Origin of the sequence: Salinilacustrithrix flava, assembly GCF_041228405.1 — a bacterium.
Classification (GTDB): Bacteria; Actinomycetota; Acidimicrobiia; order Acidimicrobiales; family Salinilacustritrichaceae; genus Salinilacustrithrix; species Salinilacustrithrix flava.
Map to the genome: position 1 here is coordinate 1434028 of NZ_CP133888.1, position 13802 is coordinate 1447829.

The following is a 13802-nucleotide window of genomic DNA, read 5'->3' on the forward strand; positions in this document are numbered from 1 at the left end:
GATCGACGGTGGATGTGACGGATCCGCACAGGTTCTACGAGCTGCAGGAGAGCATCGAGCAGCCGGCCCGTTCGCGGGCCCACTCCGGTCGCTTCTCGGCGAAGCGCTCGCGCCCGGGCTGCTCGTCGTAGGGCCGGCGCAGCGTGTCGTGGAGCTCGGCGATGAGGCTGTCGTCGTCCTGCTCGGCCGCGTCGATGGCCAGCTGGGCCAGGTAGTTGCGCAGCACGTACTTGGGGTTCACGGCGTCCATGGTGGCGCGAGGATCGTCGACGTCGAGGCGGTCGCGCCAGCGGCGCAACCAGCCGGCGAGGCCGGCCAGCACGTCGCCGGTGATCTCGTCGGGGGCGTAGCTCGCCGCGAGCACCGGCTCGACCAGCGAGCGATCGGTGGCGGTGCGGTCGAGGGTGGCCACGTCGGGCAGCGAGCGGAAGAAGATCGTGCTGTCGATCTCGGTGCTCGACAGCACCTCGTGGAGCTCGGCCACCAGCCGACGGTCCGGTTCGGCCACGATGCCGTCGACCCCGATGCCGAGCTTGGCCAGCCACGCCCGGGGCAGCTCCTGCTCGATCGTGGCGGCGTAGGACCCGAGGCTGGCCTCGAGCATGGTGGCGTCGCCGACGAGCACGTGGAAGGCCCCGCCGAGGCGGGACAGGTTCCACTGGGCCACGATCGGCTGCGTGCCGTAGCGGTAGCGCTTCATGTGCCGGTCGGTGGTGTTGGGGGTCCAGCCCTCGTCGTAGGGCTCGAGCCAGCCGTAGGGCCCGTAGTCGATGGTGAGGCCGAGGATCGACAGGTTGTCGGTGTTCATCACCCCGTGGACGAAGCCCACCCGCATCCAGTCGATCATCAGCGACGCGGTCCGCCGGCAGACCTCGTCGAAGAGGTCGACCATGAGCTCCCGGCGGTGCTGGTCGTCGCGGGGCGTGCCGAGGTGCGGGAAGTCGTGGGTGAGGGTGTGGTCGACGAGCTGGCGGAGGAGGTCCTCCTCGCCGAGGGACGCGGGCAGCTCGAAGGTGCCGAAGCGGGTGAACGACGGGGCGACGCGGCACACGACGGCGCCGGACTCGGGCGCGGGGTGGCCGTCGTAGAACATGTCGCGCACGACCTGGTCGCCGGTGGTGACGAGCGACAGGGCGCGGGTGGTCGGCACGCCGAGGTGGTGCATGGCCTCGCTGCACAGGAACTCGCGCACCGACGAGCGCAGCACGGCGCGACCGTCCGCGGAGCGGGAGTAGGGCGTGGGCCCCGCACCCTTCAGCTGCAGGGTCTGGTTCGTGCCGTCGGCGTCGACGACCTCGCCGAGGGCGATGGCGCGCCCGTCACCGAGCTGGCCGGCCCAGTTGCCGAACTGGTGCCCGCCGTACCGGTCGGCGCGCGGGGTCATCCCCTCGACGACCGAGTTGCCGGACAGCACCCGGGCGATCTCGTCGGACTCCGCCGGGCTGGGGGACGCCGGCAGACCGAGCGGGCCAGCGACCTCCGGGGACCAGGCCCGAAGCCGTGGCGCGGTGACGGGCGTGGGGCGCACCGGGGACCACGCTGCGCCGGGTACCTGGCGAGGGAAGACCTCGGACCGGGCGTCACCCGGGAGGCCGCGGACGAAGCGGTCGTCCCACGTCAGGGCGTCGAACAGCGGGGACGGCTGGGCGGCGAGGTCGGTCTGGAGCTCGGTGATCCACCCAGTCTGAGGCCGCGGGTCGGGTCCGCCAACCCGGCGCTCCGTAACCTGGCCCCCGATGGGAGCAGGGCACGACCACGGCCACGGCCTCGCCGGCCAACGGGCCGGGACCCGGCACCGACGCCGGCTGGCGATCTCCTTCGGGCTGATCGCCGTCTTCTTCGTGGTCGAGGCGGTGGCGGGCGTGCTCACCAACTCCCTCGCCCTGCTCTCCGACGCCGGCCACATGCTCACCGACGTCGTCGGCCTCGGCATGGCGCTGGCCGCGATCCAGCTCGCCGACCGGCACCAGGCCGGCGCCGCCCACCGGAGCGAGACGAGCCAGCACACCTTCGGTCTCTACCGCCTCGAGATCCTCGCTGCCTTCGTCAACGCGCTGCTGCTCGTCGGCGTCGCCGTCTACATCCTCGTCGAGGCGGTGCGGCGCATCGGCGGCGATCCCGAGATCGACACCGGACCGATGCTGGTCGTGGCCGTCCTCGGCCTGCTCGTGAACCTGGTGGCGTTCGCCCTGCTCCGCGAGGGGGCCAAGGAGTCCATCAACGTCGAGGGCGCCTACCTCGAGGTGGTGGCCGACACCCTCGGCTCGGTGGGCGTGATCGTCGCCGCGGTGCTCCTCGAGCTGTTCGGCTGGACCTGGGTGGATCCCCTGGTCGGCGCGCTCATCGGCCTGTGGATCCTGCCCCGCACGGTCCGCCTCGGTCGCCAGGCCGTCCGGATCCTGCTGCAGTCCGCCCCGCCGACCATCGACCTGGTGGCTCTGCGCGCCGACCTGGCCGCCCTGCCCGACGTGCTGGACGTCCACGACCTCCACGTGTGGACGCTCACCTCCGAGATGGAGAACGCCACCGCACACCTGGTGGTGGAGCCAGGGGTCGACGGCCACGACGTGTTGGACCAGGCCCGGGCGCTCCTGCAGGACCGCTACCGCATCGCCCACGCCACGCTGCAGGTGGAGCCCTCCGACCACACGGGGTGCGACGAGCTCGAGTGGTAGCGATCTGGCAGCGACGGCGGAACGGCGTTCCGTGGCCGCTGCCAGAAGTCAGGGGGTGGTCACCGGGATGTCGAGGACGATCCGCGCCCCGCCGGACGGCGCCACGTCGACGCGCAGGTCGCCACCGGCGTCGGTCGCGACGCGGGTCGCGATGTCGAGGCCGAGCCCGGTGGAGCCGCCCCCGGACACGCCGCGCCCCCGGGCTCGCGCCGGATCGGCGATGCCGGGACCGGCGTCGTCCACCGCGAGCAGCGCCCGTCCGGCATCGACCGTGAGCGAGACGGCGTAGGGGGCGCCGGCCGGGGTGTGGCTGTGGACGTTGCCGAGGAGGGCGTCGAGCACCGCCTCCAGCTCGTCGGCGTCGGCCCGCACCGGCACCGGCCCCGCCGGCACGTCGACGGTCCAGGCCCGGCCGTCCTCCTCGGCGAGCAGGGACCAGAAGTCGGTGCGCGCCCGGACGACGGCCGCCAGGTCGGTCGTGGCCGCCACCGGCGCGCCGTGCAGCGGCCGGCGAGCGGCCTGCACCAGCTCGGTGACCGCGGCCTCGAGGCGGTCGACGCCGGCGCTGAGGCTCGGGGACCCGCTCGCTTCGGCGTCCAGGCGCAGGGCGGTGAGCGGCGTGCGCAGGCGGTGGGAGAGGTCGGCGACCCGCTCGCGCTCCGCCGAGCGCAGCTCGTCGATGCGATCGGCCAGCAGGTTGAGGGCACGGCCCGCGGCGGCCAGCTCCGGCGTGTCGCTGGTCGCGGCGCGCGCCAGGGGGTCGCCCTCGGCGAGCGCACGGGCGGTGGCGGACAGCTCGCCGGCGTCCCGGGTGAGGGAGCGGGCCAGGCGGTCGGCCACCACGCACGAGCCGATCACGAGCACGACCGCGACGCCGCCCAGGGCCAGCCACGACGTCGCCACACCGTCCCGGCGCAGCTCCCCGGGCACGTGGGCCCGGATGGCGGCCACCGAGTCCTCGCCAAGAACGACCGGCACCCACACGTCCACCCCGTCGCCGACCGACTCGGAGAAGCCGAGGCCCGTGCGGGCCAGGGCCAGGGAGCGGGCGGCTGCCTCCTCGAGCTCGCGCTCGTCGGTTCCGGTCCCGCCGATGACCCGGCCGTCGGGCAGCCAGACCACGAGTCGACCGTCGGACCCCGTGGACGTCCGCTCCACGGCTGCGGTGAGGCGCTCGACGTCATCGGTGAGGGCGAGCACCGGGGCCAGAGCCGCGGCGTCGCGCTCGGCAGCGTCCATCGCCCGGTCCTCCGCGACGGTGCGCACCAGCAGGCCGAGCGGCACGGCGAAGGCCACCACGACGAGCGAGCTGGCCGCCAGGACGACCAGCAGCAGGCGGCGCCTCACCCCGAGCCGCTCTCCCGGGCGGTCGGGTCCTCCAGCTTGATCCCGACGCCGCGGATCGTGTGCAGGTAGCGGGGCTCGGCCGCGGTCTCGCCCAGCTTCCGTCGCAGCCAGGACAGGTGCACGTCCACGGTCTTGTCTCCACCGCCGTGGGGCTGGTGCCAGACCTCGGCGAGCAGCTCGCGCCGCGAAACGACCTCGGGGCTACGGGCCACGAGGTGGGCGAGCAGGTCGAACTCGAGCCGGCTCAGCTCCAGCGGCTGACCCTCGACGGTGGCGACCCGTCGGGCCACGTCGACGGCCAGGCCGCCGACCCGGAGCGGACCGGGCGCGCTTCCATCGGGCGACCGGCGCCGGAGCACGGCACGGATGCGGGCGACGAGCTGCTCGCCCGAGTACGGCTTGACCACGTAGTCGTCGGCGCCGGCGTCGAGGAGCCGCACCATCTCCTGCTCGTCGTCCCGGGCGGTGGCCACGATGACGGGCACGTCGGACACGCTGCGCAGCATGGGCAGCACCTGGCTCCCGTCCATGTCGGGCAGGCCGAGGTCGAGCACCACCACGTCGGGCCGCCAGTCGACCACCGCGGTGAGGGCGGCGGCAGCGGTCGGCTCGGTCCGCACCGCGTGGCCGGCGTCGACGAGGCTGCGGGCGACCGCCTCGCGGATGTGCTGATCGTCCTCCACCACGAGCACCGACGCCATGGCCGGCACGGTACGGCGGCCCGGCCGCCGGTGCCGGGTCCAGCGGAGGGCTTCACCGTTCCTTGAGGTTCCCTTGGGCTGCGGCTGACCGGGCCCGGGCGCAGAATGGGCACGTGCCCGCCGATCGCGCCCGTCGCGCCATCCCGCTGGCGGTGGCCTGGGTCGCCGCGGCCGTGATCGCCGTCGCGGTCGCGTCGTGGGGCGTCGCCCTCGTCGGACGGTCCGTCACCGAGGAGCGGCCGGCCGCGCTGGCGTCGGCCGAGGTGGAGGAGCGTCTGGCCGAGGTGGCCTCGACCGCGCCCGGGTCGTCGACGTCCACGACGCTGCCGTCGACCGAGGAGACCGCCACCACCGAGGTCGGCTCGGACGCCGCCGTGCCCGCCACCTCTGCCCCCGGTCCCGCGCCCACCACCACCACCGTCCCACCGGCGACCACCGCGCCGCCGCCGACGGCCGCACCGGCCGGTGAGACCCGGACCTACACGCTCGTGGGCGGGACGGCCTCACTGCGGTTCACGCCGAGCGGCGTGACCGTCGTGTTCGCCAACCCGGCGCAGGGCTTCGACGTGGAGATCGAGCCGGAGCACGGCAACGGCGTGAAGATCGAGTTCGAGAACGACGCCCACGAGAGCCGCCTCGAGGGCTGGTGGGAGGGCGGGCCCCAGGACCGCATCGAGGAGCGCCCCGACGGCGAGTGAGCCTTGAGGTGGGCTTCAGGTCCGTCGGAGGCCGCCTTGGTCTGGGATCGGAGACGGTGGCGACACCATCCCCACCTGCTCCAGGAGGACCACCATGAAGCTCCCCATCCCCGTCCCGGTCGCTGCGGTCGCCACCGCCGGCCTCCTCGCCCTCGGCGGCGTGGTCGCCGCCAGCAGCGGTGCGGTGTCGACCTCGTCGACGGCCCCCACCCAGCTGTCGTCGGCGTCGTCGAGCCCGACGTCGTCCACCAGCGACGATGCACGATCCAGCGCCCCCGACGACAGCGCCGACGGCGCGTCCGGCATCGACATCTCCGGTCCCTGCGACGAGGCCGAGCACGCCTCGGACCCGCGTTGCGCCGGGGTCGTCCCGCCCGCAGCCGCACCCGACCCGACCCCGCCATCGGGTGACGCCACCCCGTCCGCCGCACCGGCCACCGGGACCCGCTCCTTCGCCGCCGCTTCGGCGGGGACGGTCTCCTACACCTTCGACGGCACCGGCTTCCGCCTCGTGGCAGCCGCACCCGCTGCGGGATGGGCGGTCGACGTCGAGCAGGCCGCCGGCCACGAGCTGGACCTGGACTTCCGCCAGGGCAGCGTCCGGGTGCAGGTCGACGTCGAGATCGAGGACGGCCAGATCCGCGAGCGGGTCCGGGTCCGTGACGACGCCACCGACGACCGGACCGGGTCCGAGGTCTTCGTCGGCACCCCCGCCCCCACGGCGCCGGCGACCACCGACGACGTCGACGACGACGGTGGCGACGTGGACCGCGACGATCGGGTCGAGGTCGGTGACGACCGCGATGGCGATCGAGACGACGACCGGGACGACGACGGCGACGAAGACCGGGACGACGACGACCTCGACGACGACGGCGACGATGACCGGGACGACGACGGGGATGACGACTGAACGGCTTCGCTGGTCCTGATCGGACCGGATCCGGTCCGATCAGAACCAGCGGAGGTCAGGATTCGGCGGGACCCGTGAAGTCGGGGTCCCGCTTCTCCGCGTGGGAGGCGAGGCCCTCGCGGGCGTCGGGACCGGCGAAGCCGAGGAACTCGTAGGCCAGCGACGCGTCGAAGGTGGCGGACTGGGCCCGGAACCAGTGGTTGAGCGTGTGCTTGGTCCAGCGGATGGCGGACTGGGCGCCGTTGGCCAGCTTCACCGCCACCTCCATGGCCCGGTCCTGGACCTCGTCGTCCTCGACGCAGAGCGAGACGAGGCCGATGCGCTCGGCCTCCTCGCCGGTCAGGGTGTCGCAGGTGAGCAGGTAGTACTTGGCCTTCGCCATCCCGGCCATGAGCGGCCAGCAGATGGCGGCGTGGTCGCCTGCGGCGACGCCGAGGCGGGTGTGGCCGTCGATGATGCGAGCGGTGCGGCCGACGACGGAGACGTCGGCGAGGATGCCGGCGACGAGGCCGGCGCCGACGGCGGGGCCGTGCATGGCCGACACGATCGGCTTGCTGCACCCGATCACGTTGAAGACCAGATCCCGCGCCTCGCGCATCGCCCGCAGGCGGAACTCGGGGTCATCCATGATCGTCTCGATCATGTCGAAGCTGCCGCCGGAGCTGAACCCCTTGCCGGCGCCGCGGAGCAGGGCGACGCGGGTCTCAGGGTCGCGGTCCACGGCCAGCCACACATCGGCGAGCTGGCGGTGCATGGCGGCGCTGACCGAGTTGAGACCGGGGGCGTCCAGGGTGATGCGCAGCACCCCGTCGGCAGGTCGGTCGAAGGTCAGCTCGTCGAAGTCGGCATAGGGATCAGTCGTCGTCATCGTCCCCATCTTCGCCGCGACCGTTGCCCCGGCCCTTGTTCTTCTTGTCGTCGTCGTCCCGGTCGTCGTCGTCGTCATCATCCTCGAAGACGGGGGCGGGCGGGGTGGCCGGTGGGGCGGTGGTGGTGGTCGTGGTGGTCGTCGTCGCCTCGGTGGTCGTCGTGGGCGGTGGGAGCTCCTGGTCGACCTGGGCGCGGGCGTGCTCGATCAGGCCGGCGAGCTCGGCGACCTCGTCGTCGGTGATCTCGCCCTCGGCGTGGGCGTAGAACCCCTCGGTGCCGAGCTGCTCCAGCGCGGCCAGCGCGCCCTCGCGGTCGCCGGCCTCGATCGCGCCGCGGACCTCGTCGACCCGCGCGTCGTAGCGGCCGTCGGCGTCGTCGCCGCACGCGACCAGGAGGAGGGCGGCGGCCACAGCGGCCGCCAGACGGGCGATCACCGGCCGAGCTCCTCGATGCGGTCGAGCGTGTCGTCCAGGGAGGCGGGTGCGCCGGAGCCGGCGTCGGCGGCCGGGTCGGCGTCGTCGCCACCGTCGAGGGAGACCGTGAGCAGCAGGAGCAGGAGGAGGATGGCGGCGACGAGACCGATGATGACCTCGGGACGTCGGCCGTGCCGGTCGAGGAAGCTCCGGATGCCCTCCAGGGGCCCGGGGCCCGGGTCGGCAGGAGCGTCGGCGGTGGGGACGGCCGAGGCGGGGACGGCGACGGTGCGCTCGGCGAGGTCGTGCTGGGCGGTGTCGGCCCGAGCGGCGTCGGGGGTGACGTCGGGCCGGGCTGGCGCCGCCCCGGGCAGCACGGAGGTGGCGTCCAGGCTCACGGTGGGGTCGGCGGTGAGGGGGGCGCCGGAGCGGATGGCGGCGAGCATGGCGTTGGCGTCCTCGGGCCGTGCTGCCGGATCGGGCGACAACGCCTGCTCCAGTACGGCTCGCAGGCGCTCGGGGACGGAGTCCGGGAGCGGCGGTGCGTCGGCGGTGCGGAGCGCGGCGATGGACTCCACCGGCTGGCCGCGGCGGAAGGGCTGGACCCCGTTGGCGGCCTCGTGGATCACGACGGCGGCGGAGAACACGTCGGAGCGGGTCGAGCCCCGCGCCCCGTCCAGTCGCTCGGGGGCCACGTAGACGAGCGTGCCCATGATGTCGGTCTCGGTGGACTGGTCGTCGTCGAGGCTGGCCAGGCCGAAGTCGGTGACCCGGAAGCCGTCGTGGCCCGAGAGGACGTTGGCCGGCTTCACGTCCCGGTGCAGCACGCTGCAGCGGTGGGCAGCGGCGAGGGCGCCGAGGAGGTCGTCGACGAGGCGCTCGAGGCGGTCGGGGGGGAGGGGCCCCTCGCGCAGCTCCTCGGCCAGGGTGCGGCCCTCGTGGTACTCGAGCACCAGGTAGGGGTTGCCGTCGGCCGTGCGGTCGAGGTCGAGGACGGTGACGACCCGGGGATCGGTGATCCGGGCGGCGGCCCGGGCTTCGCGCTCGAGCTGCATGGTCGCCGACGGCGGCAGGTCGTCGCGCAGGACCTTCAGCGCAACCGTGCGGCCGAGGCGGATGTCGTAGGCCTCCCAGACCGTGCCCATGCCCCCCGAGCCGAGGACGGAGCGCAGCTCGTAGCGGTCGGCGACGGTCGGCTCGGCCAGGTCGGTGCGCACGAGGGGCACGGCAGGGAAGTCGGCTCCGCCGGGGGTCACCTGCGGGAGATACCCCGGGCACGGGCGGTCCAGACCACCGATGGCAGACTCGGCGGCCGTGGCAGACCGGCAGACCATCGTCACCCTCGACCTCGAGGGCGTGCTCGTACCAGAGATCTGGGTCGCCGTGGCCGACCGCACCGGCATCGACGCGCTTCGCCGCACCACCCGGGACGAGCCCGACTACGACGTGCTGATGCGGTACCGCCTCGACGTCCTCGACGAGCACGGGCTGACGATGTCGCTGGTGCAGGACGTGATCGCCGGCCTCGAGCCGCTGCCCGGAGCGAAGGCGTTCCTGGACGAGCTGCGGGCGCGGACCCAGGTGATCATCCTCTCCGACACCTTCGAGCAGTTCGCCGCCCCGCTCATGCGCCAGCTCGGCATGCCCACCGTGTTCTGCCACCGCCTCGTGGTGGAGGACGACCGCATCGTCGACTACCGGCTGCGCCAGCCCGACCAGAAGCAGTGCTCGGTGAAGGCGTTCCAGTCGCTCGAGTACAAGGTGATCGCCGCCGGCGACTCCTACAACGACACCACCATGCTCGGCGCCGCCGACGCCGGCTTCCTGTTCCGGGCCCCGGAGAACGTGATCGCCGAGTTCCCGCAGTTCCGGGCGATGACCGGCTACGACGAGCTGCTCGACGCCCTCACGGCCGAGCTGTAGCCGGCCGACCCGCCGGCCGCGGCGGCGCCGGGCAGCAGCCCGGACGGCACGGGTTCACCCGCGGCCCGAGCGCACCGAGCGCGGCGGGCAAGCGTCCGATGAGGTGCTCCTCGAGCACGTCGACCAGACCGCGCACGAACAGCGGGTGGGTGCCCACCGTGCCGGCCCGGACCATCGTCATCCCGAGCGCCTCGGCTGCTTCCGCGGCCTGGGTGTCGAGGTCGTACACGACCTCCATGTGGTCGGAGGTGAACCCGATCGGCACGACGATCACGACGTCCTCACCCCGCTCGTGCAGGGCGGTGAGGTGATCGACGATGTCGGGCTCGAGCCACGGCACCTGGGGAGGGCCGGAGCGGGACTGGTACACGAGGTCCCAGCCGCGGTCGTCGTCGGCCCCGGCCGCAGCGGCGCCGGTGCGAGGCACCGCCACGCGCTCGACGATCATCGTGGCCTCATCGAGCAGCTGGGCCTGGTAGTCCGAGGTCTCTGCCATCGACAGCGGCACCGAGTGGGCGGTGAACACGAGTCGGGCCCGGTTGCGGTCGCCCGCCGGCAGCGCCTCGAGGGCGGCGTGGACCCGCTCGACCATCGCCAGCACGAAGCCGGGGTGGTTCCAGTACGGGCGCACCTTCTCCACCGACGGGGGATCCCCGCCGGCGTCGCGAACCGCAGCGACCGCCCGGTCGATGTCGTCGTGGTACTGCCGGCAGGCGGAGTAGGAGGAGTACGCGGACGTGCTCACGGCCAGCACCCGCCGGTGGCCGGCCGCGGTGATCTCGCCCAGCACGTCCTCGACGAAGGGGGCCCAGTTGCGGTTGCCCCAGTGCAGCGGCAGGTCGTGGCCGCGCCGGTCGAGCTCGGCCCGCAGCGCCTCGAGCAGGGCCTTGTTCTGGTCGTTGATCGGGCTGCGGCCACCGAAGCGCAGGTACTGCTCGGCCACCTCCTCCAACCGCTCGCGGGGGACGCCGCGGCCGCGGGTGACGTTCTCGAGGAACGGGACCACGTCGTCGGGGCCCTCGGGCCCGCCGAAGCTGAGCAGCAGGATCGCATCGAAGGCCGGTGTCATCGCATGCGTGTCTACCCGGTCCGGACGGCGGTTGGGCCCGCGAGCGCGGGCCCGGTCAGGCTGACCCGATGGAGCTTCTCCTGATCCGCCACGCGCTGCCCATCCGGGTGGAGGGCGCAGCCGGTCCGGCCGACCCGCCGCTGTCCGACGTCGGCCACCGCCAGTCCGCGTCGTTGGTGCGCTGGCTCGAGCCGGAACCCCTCGATGCGCTGGTCGTCAGCCCGATGGCCCGGGCCCGGGAGACCGCAGCACCGCTGTCCACCCACCGCGGGCTGGACGCAGTGGTGCACGAGGGCGTCGCCGAGTTCGACAAGGACGCCGACTCCTACGTGCCGATGGAGGAGCTGAAGGCGGCCGGTGACCCGCGCTGGCAGGAGATCGTCGACGGGGGCTACTTCGGCGACGGCGACCTCACGCCCGAGCAGTTCCAGTCGACCGTGGTGACCGCGGTCGAGGAGATCATCGCCGCCAACGCCGGCGGCACGGCTGCGATCGTGTGCCACGGCGGCGTGATCAACGCCTACGTCGCCCATGTGCTCGGCATCGACGACCTGCTGTTCTTCGAGCCCGGCTACACCAGCATCAACCGGATCCGCGCCTCCCGGCGGGGCCACCGCATGGTCGTGAGCCTGAACGAGGTCGCCCACCTCCGCGACGTGTAGATCCTGACCCGCGGGTCAAGTACGCGCCTACGGTGTGGCGACCGCACGATCAGGGGGATGCACATGAAGGTCGACGCCGACGCCGCCGGACTGGACGCCACGCGCCTGGGCCGGATCGCCGAGCACCTGGAGCAGCGCTACCTGGGGCCGGGCAAGATCGCCGGCGCGCAGGTGGCCGTGCTGCGCCACGGGGAGCTCGGCTACTTCGAGTCCTTCGGCCAGCGCGACCGGGAGCGGGACCAGCCGGTCACCGAGGACACGATCTGGCGCTGGTACTCGATGACCAAGCCGATCACCGGCGTCGCGCTGATGACCCTCTACGAGCGGGGCATGTTCCAGCTCGACGACCCGGTGCACCGCTGGATCCCCGAGTGGCGGGACATGCAGGTGCGCGAGCCCGACCCGGACGGGGGCTCCCGCATCGTCCCCGCCCACCGGCCGCCGACGGTGCGCGACGTGCTCACCCACACGTCCGGCATCGGCTACGGCCCGGAGAACCGGGACCTGGACCTCGTGACCGACCGGGGCTTCCTCGGCGAGCACGACCTCGAGTCCCTCGGCGCTGCCATCGGCGGATGGCCGCTGCGCTTCCAGCCGGGTACCAAGTGGCTGTACTCGTTCGGCATGGACGTGGCGGCCCGCCTCGTCGAGGTCATGTCGGGCATGCGCTTCGACGAGTACCTGCGCACCGAGCTGTTCGAGCCGCTCGGCATGGCCGACACCGGGTTCTTCGTGCCCGAGGACGACCTGGGCCGCTTCGCCGCCTGCTACGGGCGCAACAGCCGCAAGGAGCTGGTGCTGGTCGACGATCCGGAGCGCAGCTCCTACCGGCGGGAGCCCAAGCTGCTCAACGGTGGGGGCGGGCTCGTCGGCACCACCGGCGACTACCTGCGGTTCGTGGCCATGCTGGCCAACGGTGGCGAGCTCGACGGCCGCCGGGTGATCTCGCGCAAGACCCTCGAGCTCATGGGCAGCAACCACCTGCCCGGCGACGGCGACATGGCGGACCTCGCCCTGCCGATGGGGTACGGGGAGGTCGGGTTCTCGGGTGCGGGGTTCGGGTTGACCATGGCGGTGTCCAAGGGCCCGGCCGCCACCGGCGTGGTGGGTTCGGCGGGCGAGATGATGTGGGGCGGGGCGGCGTCGACCACGTTCTGGGTGGACCGGGCCGAGGAGCTGGCGGTGGTCTTCATGACCCAGCTGCTCCCGTCGGGGACGTTCGACTTCCGAGGCCAGCTCAAGGCCCTGGTGTACGGGGCGCTCGCGGACTGAGCGCTGGTGGGGAGGCCGGAGCGTGCTCCGGCCTCCCGGTGGATCAGCTGACGGTCAGCTCGGCGAACATGCCCTGGCTGACGTGGGGCGGGGCGTCGCTCTCCGGCGGGCCGGCGGCGTCGAGCACGGCGTCATCGGCGCCGACGGGCAGGAAGCAGACGATGGCGTAGCGACCGGGCTCGGTCAGCGTGCCGTCGCCGACGACCGCGCCGGGCGTGTCGGTGGTGCCGGTCTTGGCGAGGATCACGGTGGCGGGCTCGGGCTCGCCACCGAAGACCGCGCCGAGCTCCTCCTCGGGGAGGGCCACGATCTCGGAGACCGGGCGGGTCTCCTCGTCCGGGATGCGGATGGCGACCACCTCGTGGGGCTCGTCGCCCTCGTTGGTGAGGGACAGCTTCGTGCCGGCCTCGACCGACTCGGGGACGCCCTCGAAGGCCCAATCGACGGCGGTGATCTCCACGATCTCGCCCTCGGTGGAGGTCTCCGTGTCGACCGCCTCGGTGGTGGTGGTCTCGTCGGCCGTGGCGGTGTCGTCATCGTCGCCGCAGGCGGCGAGGCCGAGGGCCAGGAGGCACGCGGCGACCGCGACGGCCCGCCGGCGGGTGGTGGTGGTGTTGTTCTGGGGCATGTCGTCACCGTGCCGCCGACCGCTTGGAGGAGGCGTGGAGACCGCTGGAAGCCCGGTTCAGGGCTGCGGTCGTGCGAGCCGGGGCGCCAGCTCGGAGACGAGCTCGTCGATCTCGCGGGCGCACGCCGCGAACACGTCGGCCTCGCTGCCGCCGGGGTCGACGACCTCCTCCCACGGTTCGAGGTCCACGGCGTGGGGCCGCAGCGCGGCCACCTGCTCGGTCAGGGTCGGTGCCGGCGGCAGGTGCTCGACCAGCCGGCGCAGCGTGACCGTCCGGGGCGCCGCGGGCTGGTGGGTGCGCCGGACCCACTCCACGTGCTCCGGGGCCAGCGCCATCACCAGGGTGGCCGCGTCCAGGTCCGGCGGGTGCACCTGGCGGCTGGCGTGCCGGGGGATCGTCAGCCCGACGCCCTCGATCGCGGCCCGCGTGCGGATGCTCATCGGCTGGCCGTCGACCACGAAGGTCCCGCCCGTGGCGACGCGCAGGTCGGGTCGCCGCGCCGAGAGCGACGTGGCCGCCATCACCGAGCGCGCGGCGTTCCCGGTGCAGAGGATGAGGACGTCGACCACGGGAGGAGTCTGCCCACCTCCCGCAGCCCGCTCCCAGCCGGCGACCGTTCCGCCACCGCTG

The 13802-nt window shown here is 73.5% G+C and carries 15 protein-coding genes; 6 read left to right on the forward strand and 9 right to left on the reverse strand.

All coding sequences use genetic code 11. The annotated features are described in order from the left end of the window. Positions 1-34 precede the first annotated feature (34 nt). On the reverse strand, positions 35-1633 hold the full coding sequence (locus RGQ06_RS07065; protein WP_432427713.1) for a protein adenylyltransferase SelO: 1599 nt from the start codon (positions 1631-1633) through the stop codon (positions 35-37). A gap of 103 nt (positions 1634-1736) precedes the next feature. Between RGQ06_RS07065 and RGQ06_RS07070 the strand changes: the two genes are divergently transcribed. Further along, on the forward strand, positions 1737-2675 hold the full coding sequence (locus tag RGQ06_RS07070; protein ID WP_432427272.1) for a cation diffusion facilitator family transporter: 939 nt from the start codon (positions 1737-1739) through the stop codon (positions 2673-2675). Positions 2676-2723: 48 nt separating this feature from the next. Here RGQ06_RS07070 and RGQ06_RS07075 read toward each other — a convergent pair whose 3' ends face one another. Then, complete coding sequence (locus tag RGQ06_RS07075; RefSeq protein WP_432427271.1) at positions 2724-4022, reverse strand: ATP-binding protein; 1299 nt, start codon at positions 4020-4022, stop codon at positions 2724-2726. Next, positions 4019-4723, reverse strand: a complete 705-nt coding sequence (locus RGQ06_RS07080) for a response regulator transcription factor (protein ID WP_432427270.1) — start codon at positions 4721-4723, stop codon at positions 4019-4021. Before RGQ06_RS07080 ends, RGQ06_RS07075 begins: the two co-directional genes overlap by 4 nt. A gap of 113 nt (positions 4724-4836) precedes the next feature. Between RGQ06_RS07080 and RGQ06_RS07085 the strand changes: the two genes are divergently transcribed. Next, positions 4837-5421: a hypothetical protein gene (locus RGQ06_RS07085; RefSeq protein ID WP_432427269.1), complete on the forward strand. Its 585-nt coding sequence runs from the start codon at positions 4837-4839 to the stop codon at positions 5419-5421. Between the two features lie 94 nt (positions 5422-5515). Beyond that, a complete protein-coding gene (locus RGQ06_RS07090; protein WP_432427268.1) occupies positions 5516-6334 on the forward strand; it encodes a hypothetical protein in 819 nt (272 codons plus the stop codon). Positions 6335-6389: 55 nt separating this feature from the next. Here the strand turns inward: RGQ06_RS07090 and RGQ06_RS07095 are convergent, their stop codons facing one another. Genes RGQ06_RS07095 through RGQ06_RS07105 form a run of 3 tightly spaced genes read right to left on the reverse strand, consistent with a single transcriptional unit; the run spans position 6390 to position 8873 of the window. Continuing rightward, the gene (locus RGQ06_RS07095) at positions 6390-7202 is read right to left on the reverse strand and encodes an enoyl-CoA hydratase/isomerase family protein (protein WP_432427267.1); all 813 of its coding nucleotides are present in this window, start codon (positions 7200-7202) and stop codon (positions 6390-6392) included. Continuing rightward, positions 7189-7638 carry a hypothetical protein gene (locus tag RGQ06_RS07100; RefSeq protein ID WP_432427266.1) on the reverse strand — a complete coding sequence of 150 codons (450 nt, stop codon included), beginning with the start codon at positions 7636-7638 and terminating at the stop codon, positions 7189-7191. The genes RGQ06_RS07095 and RGQ06_RS07100 overlap by 14 nt, the downstream gene beginning before the upstream one ends. Beyond that, the gene (locus RGQ06_RS07105) at positions 7635-8873 is read right to left on the reverse strand and encodes a protein kinase domain-containing protein (protein WP_432427265.1); all 1239 of its coding nucleotides are present in this window, start codon (positions 8871-8873) and stop codon (positions 7635-7637) included. The genes RGQ06_RS07100 and RGQ06_RS07105 overlap by 4 nt, the downstream gene beginning before the upstream one ends. A 58-nt stretch (positions 8874-8931) precedes the next feature. Here RGQ06_RS07105 and thrH point away from each other — a divergent pair, with 58 nt between their 5' ends. Then, positions 8932-9540 (forward strand): bifunctional phosphoserine phosphatase/homoserine phosphotransferase ThrH, encoded by a 609-nt coding sequence (gene thrH / locus RGQ06_RS07110; protein WP_432427264.1) that lies wholly within the window; start codon positions 8932-8934, stop codon positions 9538-9540. On the opposite strand, the gene RGQ06_RS07115 is transcribed toward thrH, so the two are convergent. Then, positions 9524-10609, reverse strand: a complete 1086-nt coding sequence (locus RGQ06_RS07115; RefSeq protein ID WP_432427263.1) for a ferrochelatase — start codon at positions 10607-10609, stop codon at positions 9524-9526. The genes thrH and RGQ06_RS07115 overlap by 17 nt on opposite strands. Before the next feature lie 68 nt (positions 10610-10677). Between RGQ06_RS07115 and RGQ06_RS07120 the strand changes: the two genes are divergently transcribed. Together RGQ06_RS07120 and RGQ06_RS07125 are read left to right on the forward strand one after the other, a co-directional pair. After that, positions 10678-11271, forward strand: coding sequence for a histidine phosphatase family protein (locus tag RGQ06_RS07120; RefSeq protein WP_432427262.1), 594 nt, complete (start codon positions 10678-10680; stop codon positions 11269-11271). A 57-nt stretch (positions 11272-11328) separates the two neighbouring features. Beyond that, positions 11329-12543, forward strand: coding sequence for a serine hydrolase domain-containing protein (locus tag RGQ06_RS07125; protein ID WP_432427261.1), 1215 nt, complete (start codon positions 11329-11331; stop codon positions 12541-12543). Positions 12544-12586: 43 nt separating this feature from the next. Here RGQ06_RS07125 and RGQ06_RS07130 read toward each other — a convergent pair whose 3' ends face one another. Both RGQ06_RS07130 and RGQ06_RS07135 read right to left on the reverse strand, forming a co-directional pair. Further along, positions 12587-13171: a hypothetical protein gene (locus RGQ06_RS07130; protein ID WP_432427260.1), complete on the reverse strand. Its 585-nt coding sequence runs from the start codon at positions 13169-13171 to the stop codon at positions 12587-12589. A 57-nt stretch (positions 13172-13228) separates the two neighbouring features. Continuing rightward, on the reverse strand, positions 13229-13741 hold the full coding sequence (locus RGQ06_RS07135; protein WP_432427259.1) for a hypothetical protein: 513 nt from the start codon (positions 13739-13741) through the stop codon (positions 13229-13231). Positions 13742-13802 lie beyond the last annotated feature (61 nt).